12 protein-coding genes are annotated in these 18,556 nt (G+C 72.0%); 5 read left to right on the top strand and 7 right to left on the bottom strand.

Annotated features, from left to right (window positions below):
* Positions 1-80 precede the first annotated feature (80 nt).
* The 5 genes from FHR37_RS32295 to FHR37_RS02210 form a co-directional block, all read right to left on the bottom strand.
* The gene (locus FHR37_RS32295) at positions 81-1,082 is read right to left on the bottom strand and encodes a hypothetical protein (RefSeq protein ID WP_139238833.1); all 1,002 of its coding nucleotides are present in this window, start codon (positions 1,080-1,082) and stop codon (positions 81-83) included.
* Between the two features lie 195 nt (positions 1,083-1,277).
* Positions 1,278-4,922, bottom strand: a complete 3,645-nt coding sequence (gene mfd / locus FHR37_RS02225) for a transcription-repair coupling factor (protein WP_092881625.1) — start codon at positions 4,920-4,922, stop codon at positions 1,278-1,280.
* A gap of 169 nt (positions 4,923-5,091) precedes the next feature.
* Positions 5,092-6,051, bottom strand: coding sequence for a sulfotransferase family protein (locus tag FHR37_RS02220; protein ID WP_092881623.1), 960 nt, complete (start codon positions 6,049-6,051; stop codon positions 5,092-5,094).
* A 2-nt stretch (positions 6,052-6,053) separates the two neighbouring features.
* Positions 6,054-6,815 carry an AMIN-like domain-containing (lipo)protein gene (locus FHR37_RS02215; RefSeq protein WP_175542375.1) on the bottom strand — a complete coding sequence of 254 codons (762 nt, stop codon included), beginning with the start codon at positions 6,813-6,815 and terminating at the stop codon, positions 6,054-6,056.
* Positions 6,812-9,661, bottom strand: coding sequence for a PKD domain-containing protein (locus tag FHR37_RS02210; protein ID WP_175542374.1), 2,850 nt, complete (start codon positions 9,659-9,661; stop codon positions 6,812-6,814). The genes FHR37_RS02215 and FHR37_RS02210 overlap by 4 nt, the downstream gene beginning before the upstream one ends.
* A 457-nt stretch (positions 9,662-10,118) precedes the next feature.
* Here FHR37_RS02210 and FHR37_RS02205 point away from each other — a divergent pair, with 457 nt between their 5' ends.
* Genes FHR37_RS02205 through FHR37_RS02190 form a run of 4 tightly spaced genes read left to right on the top strand, consistent with a single transcriptional unit; the run spans position 10,119 to position 15,257 of the window.
* Positions 10,119-11,471, top strand: a complete 1,353-nt coding sequence (locus FHR37_RS02205; RefSeq protein ID WP_237768601.1) for a hypothetical protein — start codon at positions 10,119-10,121, stop codon at positions 11,469-11,471.
* Positions 11,468-12,775: a phosphotransferase gene (locus tag FHR37_RS02200; protein ID WP_092881619.1), complete on the top strand. Its 1,308-nt coding sequence runs from the start codon at positions 11,468-11,470 to the stop codon at positions 12,773-12,775. The genes FHR37_RS02205 and FHR37_RS02200 overlap by 4 nt, the downstream gene beginning before the upstream one ends.
* The gene (locus tag FHR37_RS02195; RefSeq protein WP_092881617.1) at positions 12,772-14,241 is read left to right on the top strand and encodes a YveK family protein; all 1,470 of its coding nucleotides are present in this window, start codon (positions 12,772-12,774) and stop codon (positions 14,239-14,241) included. The genes FHR37_RS02200 and FHR37_RS02195 overlap by 4 nt, the downstream gene beginning before the upstream one ends.
* Positions 14,241-15,257: a glycosyltransferase family 2 protein gene (locus FHR37_RS02190; protein ID WP_202817922.1), complete on the top strand. Its 1,017-nt coding sequence runs from the start codon at positions 14,241-14,243 to the stop codon at positions 15,255-15,257. The genes FHR37_RS02195 and FHR37_RS02190 overlap by 1 nt, the downstream gene beginning before the upstream one ends.
* Positions 15,258-15,289: 32 nt before the next feature.
* On the opposite strand, the gene FHR37_RS02185 is transcribed toward FHR37_RS02190, so the two are convergent.
* Together FHR37_RS02185 and pssD are read right to left on the bottom strand one after the other, a co-directional pair.
* Entirely contained in the window at positions 15,290-15,793 is a 504-nt protein-coding gene (locus tag FHR37_RS02185) for a glycosyltransferase (RefSeq protein WP_092881615.1), read from the bottom strand.
* A gap of 16 nt (positions 15,794-15,809) precedes the next feature.
* Entirely contained in the window at positions 15,810-16,313 is a 504-nt protein-coding gene (pssD, locus tag FHR37_RS02180) for a PssD/Cps14F family polysaccharide biosynthesis glycosyltransferase (protein WP_092881613.1), read from the bottom strand.
* A gap of 320 nt (positions 16,314-16,633) precedes the next feature.
* Between pssD and FHR37_RS02175 the strand changes: the two genes are divergently transcribed.
* Entirely contained in the window at positions 16,634-18,547 is a 1,914-nt protein-coding gene (locus tag FHR37_RS02175) for a hypothetical protein (RefSeq protein WP_092881611.1), read from the top strand.
* Positions 18,548-18,556 lie beyond the last annotated feature (9 nt).

Below are 18,556 nucleotides of genomic sequence, written 5' to 3'. Positions count from 1 at the left end.
GTCGTGCGGTGTGTTTCAGCCCAGTGGGCGGCACCTGTCGCGAATGTCGGTTAAGACAAGTTGATGTCTGTTGATGTGTGTTACGGAAGGTCCGGCACCGGAATATTAGGGGACTTCGGCAGCGGCAGCGGCAGGTTCGGCAACGGTTTCCCGGTCGGCGAGCGCGTCGGCTCCGGTGTGGCCGTCGGCGAGGGATCCTTCGTCGGCGACACCGTCGGCTCCGGCGTCTTGGTGGGCGTGGCCGTGGCGGTGGGAACGGGGTCCTTCGTCGGCGACCGCGTCGGCTTCGGCGTGTCCGTCGGCGTCGGGCTGCCGGTCGGCGTCGGGTCCTTCGTCGGAGTCGAGGTGGGCGTCGGCGTACCGGTCGGCGTCGGCGTATCCGTGGGTGCGGGAGTACCCGGCGCCGTCGGGTCGCCGGTGGGCGTCGGCTGCCCCGTCGGGCTCGGGTCTTCGGTGTGGCCGGGGCGGTCGGGCGACCGGGTCGGGCCCGGCGCAGCGGTGCGCGGTGCGAGGGCGCCGGGCTCGGTCAAGCCCGCGCCCGGCAGCGGACCGGCGGCGAGCACGAACGGCGACTTCGCCGGCGGAACCTCCGTGGGGGCCGGCTCGCCGGGAACGGGGTTCGGCAGCGCGTCCGGAACGGCGTTCGTGAGGGTGACCGGCAACCCCAGCAGCGCCAGGCCCACGCCGGCCGCGCCGGGACGCTGGGCGGCGGCAGGCAGGAACGGGACCGGCCATGACTGGGCGGACCCCATCTCCGCCACGTGGGCGGTGGACCCGAGGGCGCCGCGGACCGCCCTGGTGGGCGCCGGCGTCGCCGTCGCCCCGCCGGGGCGGAGTGTCGACGCGGCCAGCGCACCGGGCTCGTCGCGACCCTCACCGAGGAGGTACCACCCCACGCCGGTCGCGGCGACACCCACGGCGACGACGCTGGAGAGGACCGAGGCGACCACCAGGGTCGGCCGGGGCCGACGGTGCCGGCCGGGCTGCCACTGGTCGGAGCGCTCCACCGAGGCGAGCTCGCCCGGGTCGGGCGCCGCGTGGTCGTCGTGGGCCCGCGAGGCGGACTGATGGTCGTCGGGCATCGGCACTACTCCTGGAAGGTACGAACACCCCGGTGCCGTCCTCCCCACGGCCACGGGTCCAAAGCCGCCGCAACCATAACTGATTGCCGCAATGCCGCCTTCCGGGCACAGTGCGTCACAACCGGACCAGCCGGACAGCCGGACAGCCGCGCGCCGGGCCGGCCGGGCTAACGAGGCCGGACAGCCGACCCGCTGTCAGCCGCCCGAGGACGCGCCCACCGGCGCGTCCAGCAGAACCGCGTCGATCAGGTCGTGCGCCCACTTCAGCAGCTCGACGTCCCGCAGCGGCTGCCCACCGATCGGGGCGGTGGCCGGACGGGGAACCAGGATGGTGCGCGCCGGCCGCTTGACGATCGTGCGGGGGTACAGCCGCATCAGCCGCAGCTCCTGGCTCTCCCGCAGGTCGGCCGGCGCGAACCTCACCTGGTTTCCCTGCAGGGTCACGTCGGTCAGCCCGGCCCGCTTGGCGTGCAGCCGGAACCGCGCGACCTCCAGCAGGTTGACCACCGGCTCGGGCAGGGTGCCGTACCGGTCGGCGAGCTCCTCCCCCACCTGGTCCACCTCCGCCTCGTCGCGGACGGCGGCAAGCCGTTGGTACATCTCCAGCCGCAGTCGCTGGCTGTCGACGTAGTCGTGCGGCAGGTGCGCGTCGATCGGCAGCTCGACCTTGACGTCGTTCTCCTCCTCGGGGCTGTCGCCGCGGTATTCCGCGACCGCCTCGCCCACCAGCCGGACGTAGAGGTCGAACCCGACGTCGGCGATGTGCCCGGACTGCTCACCGCCCAGCATGTTGCCCGCGCCCCGGATCTCCAGGTCCTTCATGGCCACCGCCATGCCGGCGCCGAGCTCGGTGTTCTGGGCGAGGGTGGCCAGCCGGTCGTGGGCGGTCTCGGTGAGCGGCCGCTCGGCGGGATAGAGGAAGTAGGCGTACGCCCGCTCCCGGCCGCGGCCGACCCGCCCGCGCAGCTGGTGCAGCTGGGACAGCCCGAACAGGTCGGCGCGCTCGACGATCAGTGTGTTGGCGTTGGAGATGTCCAGGCCCGCCTCGACGATCGTGGTGCACACCAGCACGTCGGCGCGCTTCTCCCAGAAGTCGGAGATGACCTCCTCCAGCTGGTGCTCGCCCATCTGGCCGTGCCCGACGCTGACCCGCGCCTCCGGCACCAGCTGCCGGATCCGGGCCGCCGCCTTCTCGATCGTGTTGACCCGGTTGTGTACGAAGAACACCTGGCCCTCGCGCAGCAGCTCGCGGCGGATGGCGGCCACCACCTGGCGTTCGTCGTACCCGCCCACGAACGTCAGCACCGGGTGCCGTTCCTCCGGCGGCGTCATGATCGTGGACATCTCCCGGATGCCGGTGATCGCCATCTCCAGCGTGCGCGGGATCGGCGTCGCCGACATGGTGAGCACGTCGACGCTGGCCCGCAGCGCCTTCAGCTTCTCCTTGTGCTCGACGCCGAAGCGCTGCTCCTCGTCGACCACGATCAGCCCGACGTCCTTGAACGACACCTCCTGGCCGAGCAGCCGGTGGGTGCCGATGACCACGTCGATCTCACCGGTGGTCAGGCCCCGGAGCACCTCCTCGGCCTCCTTGTCGGTCTGGAAGCGCGACAGTGCCCGCACCGTCACCGGGAACGGCGCGAACCGCTCGGCGAAGGTGGAGTAGTGCTGCTGGACGAGCAGCGTCGTGGGGACGAGGACACCGACCTGCTTGCCGTCCTGCACCGCCTTGAACGCCGCCCGCACCGCGATCTCGGTCTTGCCGTAGCCGACGTCGCCGCAGACCAGCCGGTCCATCGGGACGGTCTTCTCCATGTCCAGCTTGACGTCCTCGATGGTGGCCAGCTGGTCCGGTGTCTCGACGTAGGGGAAGGCGTCCTCGAGCTCGCGCTGCCACGGGGTGTCGGCGCCGAAGGCGTGCCCCTGGGTCGCCTGGCGCGCGGCGTACAGCTTGATCAGCTCGCCGGCGATCTGCTTCACGGCCTTGCGCGCCCGGCCCTTGCGCTTGGCCCAGTCCGAACCGCCCATCCGGTCCAGGCTCGGCTGCTCGCCGCCGACGTAGCGGGTCACCTGGTCGAGCTGGTCGGTGGGTACGAACAGCCGGTCGCCGGGCTGGCCCCGCTTGGAGGGGGCGTACTCGACGACGAGGTACTCCCGCGTGGTGCGGTGCTGACCGGTGCCGACCGTGCGCTGCGCCATCTCGACGTAGCGGCCCACGCCGTGCTGCTCGTGCACCACGTGGTCGCCCGGGGTGAGCTCCAGCGGGTCGATGGTGCGCCGGCGCCTCGCGGGCATCCGCCGCATGTCCTTGGTGGACGCACCGGACCGGCCCGCCAGGTCGCCCTCGGTGAGGACGACGGCCTGCGCGGTGGACGCCACGAACCCGTGGTCGATCCGGCCGCAGGTGACATGGACGACCGACGGCTCGGGCGCGTGGTCGAGGTGTTCGTCCAGGCGGGCGGGCAGGTCGTTGCCGCGCAGCACCTCCACCATCCGGTTGGCCGGCCCGTGGCCCTCGGTGACGAACACGATCCGCCAGCCGCGCGCGATCCAGTCGCGTACGTCGGTGAGCGCGCGTTCGGTGTCGCCCTGGTAGGTGTCGACCGCCCGCGCTGCGATCGCGTGCGACTCCACCGCGCCGGTGTCGACGTCGACGTCCAGCGCGACGATCTCGCCCATCTCCGTGCGCAGCGGGGCGGTCGGCGGGGCGTCCTCGGGCTCCAGGGTGAAGGGCGAAAGGCTCCACCAGGCCAGCTCGGTGTCCAGGGCGTGCCGGCGTACGTCGGCCAGCGTGCGGTAGGCCGCCGGGCCGAGGTCGATCGGCGCCTCGCCACCCCCCGCGGCGGCCGCCCAGCTGGCCTCCAGGAACTCCTGGCTGGTCGCCACCAGGTCGTGCGCCCGGCTGCGGACCCGCTCCGGCTCGGCCACCACGACGTGGGTGCGCTCGGGCATCAGGTCGACCAGCAGCTCCATGTCGTCGACCAGGACCGGGGCCAGCGACTCCATCCCCTCCACCGCGTGGCCGTTCGCGAGCTTCTCGAACAGCTCGGCCAGCTCCGGGTGGGCAGCGGCGAGCTTGGCCGCCCGCTCGCGTACCTGGTCGGTGAGGAGCAGCTCACGGCACGGCGGTGCGTACAGGCGCTGCTGCTCGGTGCTGTCCAGCGACCGCTGGTCGGCGACCTTGAACGACCGGATCTCCTCCACCTCGTCGCCGAAGAACTCCACCCGCAGCGGGTGTTCCTCGGTCGGCGGGAAGACGTCCACGATGCCGCCGCGCACCGCGAACTCGCCGCGCCGCTCCACCAGGTCGACCCGGGTGTAGGCGGCGGCCGCCAGCCGGCGCACCAGGTCGTCGAGGTCGATCTCGTCGCCGACGTGCAGCCAGACCGGCTCCAGGTCGGCGAGGCCCTTCACCTGTGGCTGGAGCACGCTGCGTACGGGCGCCACCACGACCTTCGGCGCCGGCGTCTCCTCCGTCGGGTGCACCAGCCGGCGCAGCACGGCCAGCCGGCGGCCCACGGTGTCCGACCGCGGGGACAGCCGCTCGTGCGGCAACGTCTCCCACGCGGGGTAGTAGGCGGCCGCCCACTCGGCGCCGAGCAGGCTCTGCAGCGTCTCGGTGAGGTCCTCGGCCTCCCGGCCGGTGGCGGTGACGGCGAGGACGGTGCGGCCGGCACCGCCGTGGTCGGGGGCGGCGGCCAGCGCGGCGATCGCGAACGGCTGCAGCGCCTTGGGTGCGGTCAGATCCAGCGGGGCGCCGGCGCCCGCCCGTGCGGTCTCCACGGCGGCGGCCAGCGCGGGATCGGCGACGACGAGCTCGACGAGTCCGGTGAGGCTCATGGGTTCCTTCGCGTGCGGAGGAGGTGGGCGGCGACACCCTCGCGGGTGGGGCCGAAACACCACGAACGCCCCGATTCGCGTGGCGAACCGGGGTTGCCCGTCCAGGCTAGCGCGGCCCGCCGACAGTCACCCCGGTGCTCCGTCTCCCTGGCGCTTCGTCGCGCGAACGTCAGCGGGCGGGGTCGCCCGGCGCCGCCACCGCCGGGCGCCGCCACACCGGCGGCTGACCGAGCAGCTGCGCGAGCTCCTCGTCGTACGGCGCGAAGTGGTCGTCCAGGCGGCGGCGGAGCGGCTCGGGCATCGGCTTGCCGGGCCGGGCGTTGTACCGCTCGAAGGATGCCGGCCGCCAGCCGGGCAGGCCGAGGAAGTCGAGGATGCCGGCGAAGACGGGTTCGGGCCGGGTGGAGAAGTCCTCGCTGGAGACCACGTGCACCTGCTCGGGGTCGAAGACGTCGTACAGCCGCCGCAGTTGTTCGACGTAACGCCCACGCGTGAGGTAGGCGTGGTGGCGGTGCGAGTGGCTCACGTAGCTCGGGTCGGTACGCAGCCGCTCCTCCTCACCGGCGAGCCGGCTCTCCTCCAGCTCCAGCGCACCCTCGAAGGTCGGCTCGGTCTCGAAGCCGCGCGCCACCCCGTGCTTGTAGGCGGAGTAGGCGCGTTCGACCGGATCCCGCAGCATGACGATCAGGCGTACGTCCGGGAGGTCCTGCCTGATCCTCGGCAGCGCCAGCGGGTGGTAGAGGTAGTAGCCGCTGGACTCCATCGCCTGGGGTTCGGGTGTCCCGGAGGCGCCGCCGGGGAGCGGGAGCCGCGCGCCGGCCGCCCGCCGCCGGGCGTTGAACCGCAGCGGGAAGTGGCCGCGGTACCACTCCGGGCCGTGGTGGTAGCCGAGGTCGAAGTAGTTGATCCCCTTGTGCAGAACGGGTCCGGCCACCACCGGGTGGGCGATCAGCGCGCGGTGCAGCGCCGTGGTGCCGCACCGCTGGCCGCCGATCACGAGGAACGACGGCAGCAGCCGGTGGCTCGCGGTGAGCCGGCCGAACGCGACGCTGAGCGTACGGCCGGAGTTCTTCACCCAGGGCGGCGCGGACGACCGCAGCGGGTTTCTGCCCGTGCCGGTTCCCTGCATGCTCACTTGTCGCGTACCTCCAGCACCAGGCTCGCCTTGCCCTTGCTCTCGTGCAGGCGGAACTCCGCGCGGTGGTCCAGTCCGACACCGAACGTCAGGCTGCCGGCGACGTTGTGCACCAACAGGATCTGCCGCACCTGCGGCTGCCCGGGCGAGAGGTCGGGTGGCACCGCCAGCCGGCCGCTGACGTTGGGGTTGGTCAGCTTGAACGACACCTGGAGGTAGGCGTTCCCCTCCACCGCGATCGGGTCGTCCTCGGGGTGGGCACGTACGACGTCGACGTAGCGGACGTCGTACTTCGGCACGACCTCGGTGCCGGCGAAGCGGAACGTCACCGTCTCCGACCCGCGTCCGCGTGCGGTGGTCAGCCCGACCAGGCGCGCCCGGGCCGTGCTGGTGTTGGTGCGCGGCTTCACGCTGTACACCCTCGGAGGTACGGGAACCGGGCTCGGCGCCGTCGTCGGCGCGGGAAGGTCGCGCCGGGGAGGCGTCTTCTGCTCGGAGTCGTCGTTCCCTGACACCTGCCGGACCTTCGCCGAGGGAGTCGGCGCCGCCGTCGGCGTGGGCGTGGCGGTCGGTGTGGCCGACGCGGTCGCGCGCGGGGTGGCGGGCGCACCCTGTGCGGCCGGGCGCCCGGCCTCCTGGTCGCCGGAGGAGTTCGAGCACGCACCGAGTCCGACGGCGAGCACGGAGACGGCCAGCAGGGCGCACACCTTCCGGCCGGATGTGACCTCGACGTTCCCGGCGTTCTTCAGAGGCGTCACGATCGGGCTCCGATCAGGAAGGACCACATGGTGGCCTGGGCACTCGCTGAGTCGGCGGTCGCGATCAGCCCGCCCGCCGTGGTCGTGCCGGCGGCGACGGTGCTGTCGGTCGCCAGCGTGGTGACGTGTCCGCCGCCGGTGCCGGTCCCGCTGCGGCGCACCTCCTGCCCGGCCGGGCCCGTCAGCGCCGTGGTGGTCGAGGACTTCTCGGCCCAGTAGCTGACCAGCCGCGGCGCTGTGCCGTCCGGCACCTGGACCGTCGGAGTGGTGTGGGCCGTCCCCGACGTGGTCTCCGACCTGCCCGCGGCGCCGAGCACGACCAGGGCGTTCCCGCGGTAGGCGAGCAGTGTCAGGTCGCCCTTGACATAGATGGAGGTGGTCACCGTGAGGGCCGTTCCCGCATCGCCTGCCTCCGCCACCTTCTGCCAGGCGCGGGTCTGCAGGCCGTTGGTCTGCTGTGGCGCGACGTCGGACCACCCGGTGACACCGGTGGGCCCGGAGACGGTCGCGGTCACGTCGTTGAACGAGCCCAGCAGCAGCAACCGGTCACCGGCCTGCACCGCTGTCGGGACGGTCACCCGGTGGGCCGTGGCGTTGGCGTTGGCTCCGGCCGCCCCGACGAACTCCACGCCGGTCGGAACCGTCGTGGTCGTCGCGGTGTAGGTCGCGGTCGAGGTGGCTCCCTTGTCGTCGGTCACGGTGAGCTTGACCACGTGGTCGCCCGCGTCGGTGAAGGTGTGCGAGACCGTCGGGCCGTCACCGGTTGCGCCGTCGCCGAAGTCCCAGGAGTACTTCGCGATCGTGCCGTCGGCGTCACTGGACGACGTACCACTGAACGTGCACACGAGATAGCGGCAGTCGCCCGAGGCCACGGCCACCGGCGGGTCGTTGGCCGCCGGTGCGCCCAGGGTGGACAGGAACATCGCCCGCGACCGCCAGTTCAGCCCGTCGATCGAGGGGCCGCTGATGATGCGGACCGTCCCGGACACCGGCACGTCGTTCACGAAGTCCACCCGGCGCAGGTTGCCGTCCACCGAGCTGCCCCAGTAGAGGCGGCCGTTGGCGTAGAACATCCCGGTCACCTTGGAGAAGTCGATCTGCGCCGTGCTCGCCGAGGCGGTGAACCGCTGCGCGCCCACCACGTAGCTCTCCACGGTGAACCTGCGGTAGTACAGCGAGGTCTGGCCGTTGACGGTGTAGTAGAGCCGGCCGTCCTTCCAGAACATCCCGGTCGCCGCCGCGACGTCGGTGTGCCAGGCGGCGTCGTTCACGATCTGGTCGGCGAGGTTGACCAGGGTGGCGGCGCCGTAGGTCGTCCCGTCGAAGGTGCGCCGGGTGAACTGCCCGTTGGACCAGCCGGTGTAGATCTGGTTGCCGAGCATGAAGCCGCCGCGCACGCTCGTCCAGTCGATCCCGCCGCCGGGAACGCTCCTGCTGGGACCGGAGGAGGTTTCGGTGACGGCCCGGACGAGCGGCTGGTTGCCGGTCGTGGGTACGACATAGACGTCACCGGGAATCGCGCCGACCGTCGGCCGCGGCGGCGTGGTGCCGCCGGCGAGCGGCAGGAAGCCGATCCGGGCGTGGTACTCGTAGTTGCCCAGCCGGTCGGTGTCGCTGCCCACCCACAGGCCCGCGGACGTGGCCAGCATGTCGAACACGCCGACGCCCTTGGTGCGGCCGGGGTTCCACCGGAACGGCAGACCGGTCGCCGGGTCCAGGGCGGCGATGCCCTCCCGGCTCACCGCGCCCGGACCGGCCTTGTCGCCCGCCCACGGGTTGTTGTGCCAGCGGAAGTGGCCACCGACGTAGACCGCGGCACCGGTCACCGCCACGGCGTAGGTGGTGTCGCCGCCGGTGTACTCGGCCCAGGTCGGGGTGATGCCGGTGCCGCGGGCACGGGTCTCGAACCGGCTGTTGGTGTCGCACGACTTGGGCGGCCCGCCCGCGTAGGCCCCGGTCGTCGTGACGACGAAGTAGTTGCCGTCCGGGGAGATGTCGATGTCGCGCATGTAGGAGTCGAACGACGACGAACAGAACGACGTGCCGTCGCTCTTGACCATGGGGTAGAAGTCGGTCTGCCAGTTGGCGACCGACGCCGAGGTGCCGCCGATGTCCAGCATCGCGACCTGGGATCGGGGCTGCCCGCCGACGACGGTGTAGTTGCCGATGGTGACCAACGTGGAGCGGTCCGGCGAGACGTCCATCTTCAGCACCTGCACCACGCCGCCGTTCTTCGGGCCGGCGTACTGCACCTGCATGAAGGGGTCGTACGCACCGGTGGTGGCGTTGATCGTCGCCAGTCCCGGCTGGGCGCGGCCGTTGACGGTGCCGAAGGTGCCGGCGATCCACAACCGGCTGCCCACCAGCCGCATGTCCTTGATCCGGCCGTTGAGCGTCGGGCTGGTGAAACCCGATGTCAACTGGCCGTTGGCAACGTTGAGTTTCGCGATGCTTTTCGCGGTGGTCACGCCGTTGACGGTGTTGAAGAAACCGCCGGCGTACACCGTCGAACCGTCGGCCGACACGATCAGTGTCGTCACCTCACCGTCGGTGCGGGGATTGAAGGTCGTGCTCACGACTCCGGTCGTGGCGCTGAAGGCGACGATGTTGGAGCGGTTGTAGATCGTGCTTCCGTCGGCGGAACTCACCTGGGAGAACTCACCACCCAGAATGATCATGCCGCCGACCTGGACGATCGACATGACCCGTCCGTCGAGCACATGGGGTGTCCAGTTGACCGGATCGGCACTGACGACCTTCGACTGCGGAACCTGCACGGCCGACGCCTGGGAGGGCAGCACGACCGTCGCCAGGGCGACCAGCATCAGGGCAGCGGCAACACGCATGCGGCGTAGCAACACGAGTTCCCCCCAAGGAACGAATCCCCGCCGGCGCCCCAGGATCCGAAGCGGGTTGTCGGCCAGCGCGGCAAGACGCCGCGTATGGATGAATGGTGCCAGCAGAAGTCCCCCACGACCAGAAAAGTAACCATATCTTTCTGAACGACACCGATGCCCAGGCCGGTCTCGTATCCTCGGGGGATAATCGGGGCGGATCCGTGCAGGTCCCGCAGTGTGAGGACGGTGCAACTTCCCTGCCCTGACGGCCCGCCGGCCTTTCACGCAAGCCATCCTGGGGGTTCATCCGGTGCGGGACGAGCAGCACGAGAGTGCGCGGAACGCCACGCTCGCGACGCGTCCGGTGACACCTTCTCGGGCGACACCTTCTCCGGCGACCGATCCACCGTCCGCCGACCCGTCGGCGACGACCCGAGCAACGACGACCGCGACGGTGACACCTCCGGTGGGCACCGGGTCGGTCGGTTCGTGGACCACCCCGAAGGTGTTCCGGCCCGGTTGGCCGCTGACGGCACTCTTCCTGTTGTTCCCGTTGTGGTGGGTGTTCGGCCTCACGTCCTTCGCCTTCGTGATCTTCGCGGTGCCGCTCGCCGTCGAACTCCTCCGCCGGCGCGCACTGCGCGTCCCCCGCGGCTTCGGCACCTGGCTGTTGTTCCTCACCTGGGTGCTGGCCGGCGTGACCATGCTGTGGAGCGACGCACCCACCGGTGAACCCGGTGGCGGTGGCGCCGGGCGGCTGATGGTCTTCGGCTTCCGTGCCGCGATGTATCTCGCCGCGACCGTCTTCCTGCTCTACGTCGTGAACGCCGACGAGCGCCGGCTGCCGACCCGGCGGGTGCTGCGGTTGCTGGGGTTCATGTTCGTCGTCACCACGTGCGGCGGGCTGCTCGGCGTCGTGGCGCCGTCACTGGAGTTCCGTTCGGTGCTGGAGCTGGTGCTCCCGCACGGGCTGGCGGGCAACGCGTTCATCAACCCGATGATCCATCCGGCCGCGGCCGAGACCCAGAACATCCTGGGGTACGAGGAGGGCCGGCCGATCGCGCCGTTCGCGTTCGCCAACTCCTGGGGCGCCAACTATTCGCTGTACCTGCCGTTCTTCCTGCTGGCGTGGTTCGGCCCCGACGCGGGGTGGCGGCGCCGGCTGGCGCCGTTCGTCGTGCTGCTCAGCCTGGTGCCGGTGGTCTACTCGCTGAACCGCGGACTGTGGGGCGCGCTCGGCGTCGGCATCCTCTACCTCGCGCTGCGGCTCGCGGCGATGGGCAGGGTGTGGGCGTTGCAGGCCGTCGTCGCGGCCCTCCTGCTCGGCGCGATCGCGTTCGTGGCCAGTCCGCTCGGGACGATGGTGCAGGCGCGGCTGAACGCACCGCACTCCAACGAACGCCGGGGGCAGCTCGCCACCGACACCGTACGCAACGTGGTGGAGGGGTCGCCGATCCTCGGCTTCGGATCGACCCGCAACGTGCGCGGCAGCTACTTCTCCATCGCCGGTGGCTCGACGCCGGACTGCCCCGCCTGCGGTGTGCCGCCGCTCGGCACCCAGGGCCAGCTGTGGATGGTCGTCTTCTCCCAGGGCCTGGTCGGGCTGGCGTTGTTCCTCTACTTCTTCGCCCGGCGGTTCTTCGCCCACTGGCGAGATCAGGCTGCCCTGAGCATCGCGGGTTGCGTCGCGCTCATCTTCTGGGTCATCGAGTTGTTCGTCTACGACACCCTCGACTCCCCGCTGTTCACGGTGATGATCGCCGTCGGGCTGACGGCCCGGATGTCCCGAACGGAACGAAGGGCGGTGGGTGCGCGATGAGCGAGCTGCCGTACCCGGCCACCGAGGACCGCCACCAGACCACGATCGAGGCCCTCCTGGAGACCACCCGGATGCTGTGGCCGGGCCCCGCGTGCAGCCGGGTCGAGGGGTCGATGCCGCGCGGGCATCGGGTCGTACGCGAGTACGCACTGCTACCGGACCGCTGTCAACCTCGCCTTGCGCTGCCCGTCGGCGCGCCCCGGGCCGCGGCCGAGCTGTTCCGGAAGTACAGCCAGGGGCTCTCCCGCCGCGAGCGGTACAGCCGGGCCGCGATGGCCCGGCTGGTCGGCACCCGCCTCGGCAACCGCGCCGTCACCCGGCTCCTCCCGGAGCGGCTCACCATCAGCGTGCCGGCCGGGCGTGTGGTCGAGTCGATCGAGGACCACCTCTCCCGACTGCTGGACAGCGAGGTGCTGGTCACGGTCGGCGTCGGACCGCCCCGTGCCAATCGCAAGCCGATCCTGCGGGTGCTCACCCCCGACGGCCGTACTCGCGCCTTCGTGAAGGTGGGGTTGTCGCCGGTGACCACCGAGCTCGTCCGGGGCGAGGCCGAGGCGCTGGCGGCGTACTGGTCCGCCGGTCCGCCCGGCCGGCTCGTGCACGCGCCCCGCGTGCTGCACCACGGCCGGTGGCGTTCCCTCGAGCTGCTGGTCATCGAGCCCGTACTCCCCGGCCGTGCCCGCTGGAGCCGGCCGGACGTACCCACCGCCGCGATGGCGGAGCTCGGCACCCGGCTCGGCACGAGCCGCCGCCCGCTCGACCGCAGCCTGGTCTGGGAAGGCGCCCGGTCCAGCCCGCCGGCGTTGACCGACCCGGACCAGGCGGCCGCGCTCGCTCGGGTCGTCGCCACCGTGGAGCGGCGCTTCGGCTCGACGCGGTTGACGTTCGGCGCGTGGCACGGAGACTGGACGCCGTGGAACATGGCCTGGGACGGCGACCAGGTGCTGCTGTGGGACTTCGAACGCTTCGCCGTCGGTGTCCCGCTCGGCTTCGACCTGGCGCACTACCGCCTGCAGTCGGTGCTGCGCTCGCACGGGGAGACGGCCGCGGCCGAACGCGCGCGGGCCGGACTGCTCACCGGCGGCCGGGCTGCCGGGACATCCACCCGGGCACCCACCCGGGCGTCGGCGGGGGACGCCGCGGGCGAGTGTGCGCCGGGTGATGATCCCGAGGCCGTCCAGGTGGCCTATCTCGTCGAGCTCGCCCGCCGGTACGCACTTGCCAGCCAGCCCGTCGAGGGCAGGCCGTTGCGCGCCCGGACCGCCTGGCTGATCGCGTTGCTGAGCGAACTGGTGGGCCGGTGAGCGACACCTCGCCGGACACGCCGGACACGCTCGAGGTGTCGGGGTACTCGCGGTTCGTACGCCGGCACTGGCTGGTGTGCTGCCTGCTCGGCCTGGTGGGGTTCGCGATCGGCATGCTGGGTCCGCTGCGCGCGCCGGCGACCTACCGGTCGACGGTCGAGGTGTTCGCGCCGGCGACGCCGGCCTACCTCGCGATCTCGGTCGACCCGGCGGCGCCCGCCGTCGACCCACGGGAGTGGACCCAGGACACCGAGGCCGCGTTGCTGCTGTCCGAACCCGTGCTCACCGCGGTCGCCCGGCGGCTTCCCGGCCACCCCGACCCCGCGACGCTCACCGGCCGGGTCGAGATCTCGGTGCCCACCAGCACCCGGGTGTACCAGATCGGCTTCACCGACACCGACCCGCGGCGAGCCCAGGAGGGAGCGCGGGTGCTGGCCGTGGAGTTCGCCCGCTACCGGGCGAAGGTGCTGGCGGCGCGCGCCGAGCGGGTGGCCACGGCGCTGGACTCCCGGCGTCATTACCTGCAGAACCTGCTGGACGACATCCCGGTGCCCGGCAGCGTACGAAACGACGACCGCGACGGCGACTCCGACGACCCCTCTCCCGCGCCCGCCAACCTGGTGCCGCGCGGTCAGATCCAGGCCCAGATCGGCGAGATCGACGACGCGCTGACCGCGACCGCGTTCACCGGGGCCAACACCGCGGCGGTAGTACGGTCGGCCACCCTCCCGGAGCGGCCCGAACGCCACAACCCCGAGGTGCCGCCGATGTCCGGGCTGATGGCCGGGCTGGCGGCCGGGCTGGCCGTCGGCGCGGTGCGCGAGTGGAAGCGCCCGGCGGTACGCGACGTCGCCGAGGTCACCGCCGCCACCGGCCTTGCTCCGGTCGCCGTCCTGAGCCGGCGGGGCCTGCGACGTCCCGCGGGCCACCGGGAGGCAGCCGACCTGCACCCGCTCGCCGTCCAGGTCCGCCTCATCCTCGGCGCGGAGCCCCTGAAGAACTCGACCGGCGCCTCGACCGGCCCGTCGGCCGCCGATCCCCCGGTCGTGCTCGTCACCGGGCACTGCACGGACGAACTGACCGCCGCCGTCGCCGACCATCTGCGTACGGCACTGGCCTCCGCCGGCCACGCCGCCGGCGACGAGCCACTGGTGAACGCCCGGGTGCCCACCAGCCGTCCCGATGCCAGGGACACCTTCGCGCTCGCCCGGGCCGCGGACGTGGTGCTGCTGGTCGCCGACCTCGCGCACAGCACCCGCACCGAGCTCGACCGGTGCGCCCGCCTCCTCACCCGGGCGGCGGGACCGCGCGTCGCCACCGTCGCGGTCGGCGACGCGAGGACAGGTCGCCCTCCCGCGGCCGGTCGTACTCACCCGGCTCATCCGACCCATCCGACCCAGCGGGTCCTCGACCGCGCGAGCCTGCCGGCCTCGCCCGCAGCGAACGCCGAACGGAGCGACACCTGATGGACACCCAGCCCACGCCCTCCACCGCGCCGTCCACCACCGCGCCGTCGGCCGTACCGCCGGGCATGCCGCTGGTCTCGGTCGTCATCGCCACCCGCGACCGGCCCCAGCTCCTCCGCGTCGCCGTGCGGGCGGTCCTCGACCAGGACTACGCCGGCCCGGTCGAGTGCGTCGTGGTGTTCGACCAGGCGCCGCCGGACACCTCGCTCGCCACGGACCCGGAGGAGGACCCGGACGCGGACCCGGACGCGGACGCCGGCGCCGCACCGACCCGCTCGGTCCGGGTGGTCGGCAACGTCCGTACGCCCGGCCTGGCCGGCGCCCGCAACTCCGGCATCGACAGGGCGGCCGGTGAGCTGGTCGCCTTCTGCGACGACGACGACGAGTGGCTGCCGGAGAAGCTGCGGCTACAGGTCGCGCAGCTGTCCGCCACCGGGGCCGACGTGGCCGTGTCCGGGATCGAGGTGCACTACGGGGACCGGGTGATCACGCGGGTGCCGGCCGCCTCCGACGTCGTGGCCACCTCGATCGCCCGCCGCCGGGTGATGGAGGCGCACCCCTCGACGGTCCTCGTGCGCGCCCGGGCGCTGCGCGAACGCATCGGGCTGGTGGACGAGAAGATCCCCGGCAGCTACGGCGAGGACTTCGACTGGATCCTGCGCGCGGCGCAGGCCGGGCCGATCGCCGTCGTCGAACGCCCACTGGTGAAGGTGTTGTGGGGCAGCCAGTCGTACTTCTCCGACCGCTGGGCGACCATCATCGAGGCCATCGACTACGGCCTGGTCAAGCACGAGGTGCTGCGTACCGACCCCGTCGCCCAGGCACGGCAGCAGGGCCGGAAGGCGTTCGCCTACGCCGCCATCGGTGACCGCAGAGCTGCGCTGCGCTGGGCCCGGCACACCCTGCGGCTCAACCCGCGCGACCCGCGCGCCTACGCCGCGATCGTGGTCGCGCTGGGACTTGTGTCCGCGGACCGGGCGATGCGGCTGGCGAACTCCGCCGGCCGCGGCATCTAGTCGGGCCTGGTAGGGATCAGGCCTGGCGGAGGTCAGGCCTGGAAGAGGCCGGCGACCAGCGAGCCGAACCGCTGCACGGTCGCCTCGGTCTGCCGCTCGTCGTCGGTGTCGCCGCGCCGGACCATCGCCGGATCGGCCAGCGCCGCGTCCAGCAGGATCTCGAATTCGTGCTGGGTGGTCGCGGTGAGTACCTGCCCGGTCTGCGCGAGCCGGTTGGTGAAGAGGTACTGGTGGTCGTCGACGTGCTCACCCCACCGCGCCCGTCGCGGAACGACGATCGGCCGGCGGCCGAGACGCCGGGCCTCGACGATGGTGGTCGGCCCGCCGTGACACACGAGCACCTGCGCCTGGTCCATCCAGGTGTTGAGCTCGCCGGGTTCGACGTAGGCAAGGCCACGGGCGTGCCGGGGAGGCATGGACGTGCCGTACTGGATCATGCAGTCGTCGGCGGGAAACCGTCGGCTCCATTCGTCGACCCAGCGAACGAGGCGGTGGAACGGGTGGTGGTCGGTGCCCACCATGGTGAGGACTCGCATGTTGCTCCGCCTGGTTCTAAAGGAGGGTCCCCACCACGTGGGAGCCCTTGTAAAGCGTGGCTTGCTCTTCCCACTGGACGCAGAAGAGGGACGACAGCGGCCGGCACAGTCGCCCGGTGAGGGTGCGGCTGTCGAGCCGGTCGTAGACCTCGAGGTAGACGGTTCGGATCCGCATCAGCCGGGCGACCAGGAAGAACGGGAACGCCACGCCCGCGCCGGTCGAGACCACGAGTTCGGGACGTTCACGGGTGATGACGCGCACGGCCAGCACAAGGTTGCGTACGAGGTTGGGCAGATTGCGGGTCGTCGGGAAGTACGCCCACGCGACGTGTTCGTCGCGGAGTCTCGCCTTGGCGTCCTGGGTCGCGAAGGTCACCCACGTGCGCTCCCGCCCTTCCCACCAAGGCTTCAGGGCAAGGAGCTGGGCGAGGTGGCCGCCGCTGGAGCCCACCAGGAGCAGGCGCTGCGGGTGCGTGGTGACCGCCTCTTCGGCCGGTGCGGCCTCGTTGATCACGTGCATGTTCGCCCCCCCGACGATTGTGAGCACGATGCGTGGTGAAAGGTCCGGAAAAAGACGATCTTGTGGGTACGGAGAAGTGCTGAGGCTCGAGGTTGAACGTCGTGATGGCGGAGAGGGTCCCATGAACACCGGATCGTTGCTGAAGCTAGGTACTACCCACCGCTTGTGGGCGTCATAAACCAATTGTTCCTCAGAAGATTGAGGAAAGCACCCGGACGCGCACGACCGTTGCCGACCGGCAACAATCGTTCCAAACGACACCGAAACGACGGCCGCTGGACTACCGTCTGTCCAGCACGGCACGTGGAGTTGGGGGGTTCATGCGCGACGACGACAACGCGTCCGCGCTCACGTCGTTCGTCCTCGACGCACTCCGTCGCCACCTCGCTCTCCTGATCGTCCTCGGCGTGGTGTGCGGCGCGGCCGGCGCCGGGGTGGCACTGCGCAAGGGTCTGCACTACACCGCGAGCGCCTCGATCCTGTTGAGCCCCCTGCAGGGGAATCCGTACACCCCCGACGGGCGCGGCGACCAGCTCGTCAACCTCCAGACCGAGGCACAGCTCGTCAGCACCAACGGCGTGGCGTCCGACGTCCGCCGCCGGCTGCACCTGGCGCAGAGCATGGAGGAGATCCGCTCCCACGTCCTCGTGGAGAACCCCACCAACACCCAGGTGCTGAAGGTGTCGTACACCGCCGGCTCCGCACGCGACGCGGTCCGCGGGGCGCAGGCGTTCGCCGACTCCTATCTCGCCTACCGCGAACGACGTGCGAACTCCGTGATCAGTTCCCAGCTGGGCAAGATCCGCCAGCAGCAGGCCAAGACCCAGCGGTCGCTGAACGAGGTGAGCGACGAGATGGGCCGGTCGGACACGACCGACTCCCGGCGGGCCTATCTCGCCGAACGCCTGAGCGCGCTGGCCTCCCAGCTCGCCAGCCTGGAGACCGAGACCAGCACCCTGACCGCCACCGACCAGTGGCCCGGCCAGGTGATCAGCTCCGCCGCGCCGGACCCGGGCACCGGCTTCCGCGACGCGATCGTCCTCGGCGGTGCCGGCGTTGTCGCCGGCCTGCTGCTCGGCATCGCCCTCGCCCTGCTGCGGACCCGGATCGACCTGCGCCTGCACCACCCCTACGACGTGGAACATCTGGGCATCCGGCTGCTCGGCCTGGTCGGCCCCGGCCGGCGGATGCGGCTGCGCCGGTCCACCACCGACCCGATCGACCTGTCCGAGCCCTACCGCGCGCTGCGCACGTCGGTCGTCACCGGCGTCGACGCCCCGCCGGTGACGCTCGCGGTGACGGGGATGTCGGACGGAATCGCCGCCGCCCCCGAAGCCGCCGGGCTCGCGGTGGGCCTGGCCCGAGCGGGGTTCGGTGTCGCGGTCGTCGACACCACCGGCGAGGTGTCCCGGCTACTCCTCGGAGGCGGTTCGCAGCATCCCGGGTTGTCCGAACTCCTCGCCGGTATCGCCGACCTGACCGAACTGCTGGTGGAGCCCGAGGACAACCTCGTCGTGCTCCCGCTCGGCTATCCCGCCCGGCAGACGATGGACCAGCTGCTGTCCGACCCCATGCGGGCGACCCTGGCCAGGCTGCGGGACTGGTACGACTACGTGATTCTCTGCGGGCCGCCGGCCGCCGGAGCCGACGGGCAGGCGCTGGCCTCGCTGGCCGACGGCGTGGTGCTCGTCGGCGCGGTCGGCGTCACCACCCGTACCGAGCTGATGGTCGCGACCGCCGCACTGGAACACGTCCACGCCAGCCTGCTCGGCGTGGTGATGGTCGAGGGGGTGTCGCCACGACGCTCCGGCGGCGGCCACTCCCGGCGCGCCGAACGCCGCGAGGAACGCCGGGAGGAGCGCCGGGAACGCAGGGCACGCGGCGGGCGGTCCGGGCACGGCCGCGCCCTGCCGGCGGACGGACTCGGAGCGGGTACGGCGCGGGCCAGGCCGGTGCCCCGGAAGGGCACCACCGAGGCACCACCGGTGATCGACACCACCCGGCGGCGACGGATCAGGCCGAGCGGACCGCGTCCTGCGTCCGCCCCGTCGGAGTCCGGGCAACCCGCGGCGGGGCCGGCGACGTCCGGGCAGGCAGCTCCGGAACGACCGGAACCGACCCGTCCCGGGGCGGTACCTCGGGCCGGAGCACATCCGACCAACGGCGACCACTGGTCGCCGGACCCGACCGCGGACACCACGGTCGACGAACCACTCGACCGGCCACGGTCCTAGGGGGAACAC

This window comes from Actinopolymorpha cephalotaxi, assembly GCF_013408535.1.
Taxonomy (GTDB): Bacteria; Actinomycetota; Actinomycetes; order Propionibacteriales; family Actinopolymorphaceae; genus Actinopolymorpha; species Actinopolymorpha cephalotaxi.
Note: the sequence above shows the minus strand (reverse complement) of the source record. Positions and strands in the feature narration are given on the sequence as shown.

What these genes read in the sequence shown, in the direction of transcription:
- FHR37_RS02190 (WP_202817922.1), top strand. Translation starts at nt 14,241, where the DNA reads ATGGACACCCAGCCCACGCCCTCCACCGCGCCGTCCACCACCGCGCCG.
- FHR37_RS02220 (WP_092881623.1), bottom strand. Translation starts at nt 6,051, where the DNA reads ATGCAGGGAACCGGCACGGGCAGAAACCCGCTGCGGTCGTCCGCGCCG.
- FHR37_RS32295 (WP_139238833.1), bottom strand. Translation starts at nt 1,082, where the DNA reads ATGCCCGACGACCATCAGTCCGCCTCGCGGGCCCACGACGACCACGCG.
- FHR37_RS02175 (WP_092881611.1), top strand. Translation starts at nt 16,634, where the DNA reads ATGCGCGACGACGACAACGCGTCCGCGCTCACGTCGTTCGTCCTCGAC.
- FHR37_RS02185 (WP_092881615.1), bottom strand. Translation starts at nt 15,793, where the DNA reads ATGCGAGTCCTCACCATGGTGGGCACCGACCACCACCCGTTCCACCGC.
- FHR37_RS02200 (WP_092881619.1), top strand. Translation starts at nt 11,468, where the DNA reads ATGAGCGAGCTGCCGTACCCGGCCACCGAGGACCGCCACCAGACCACG.
- FHR37_RS02210 (WP_175542374.1), bottom strand. Translation starts at nt 9,661, where the DNA reads ATGCGTGTTGCCGCTGCCCTGATGCTGGTCGCCCTGGCGACGGTCGTG.
- mfd (WP_092881625.1), bottom strand. Translation starts at nt 4,922, where the DNA reads ATGAGCCTCACCGGACTCGTCGAGCTCGTCGTCGCCGATCCCGCGCTG.
- pssD (WP_092881613.1), bottom strand. Translation starts at nt 16,313, where the DNA reads ATGCACGTGATCAACGAGGCCGCACCGGCCGAAGAGGCGGTCACCACG.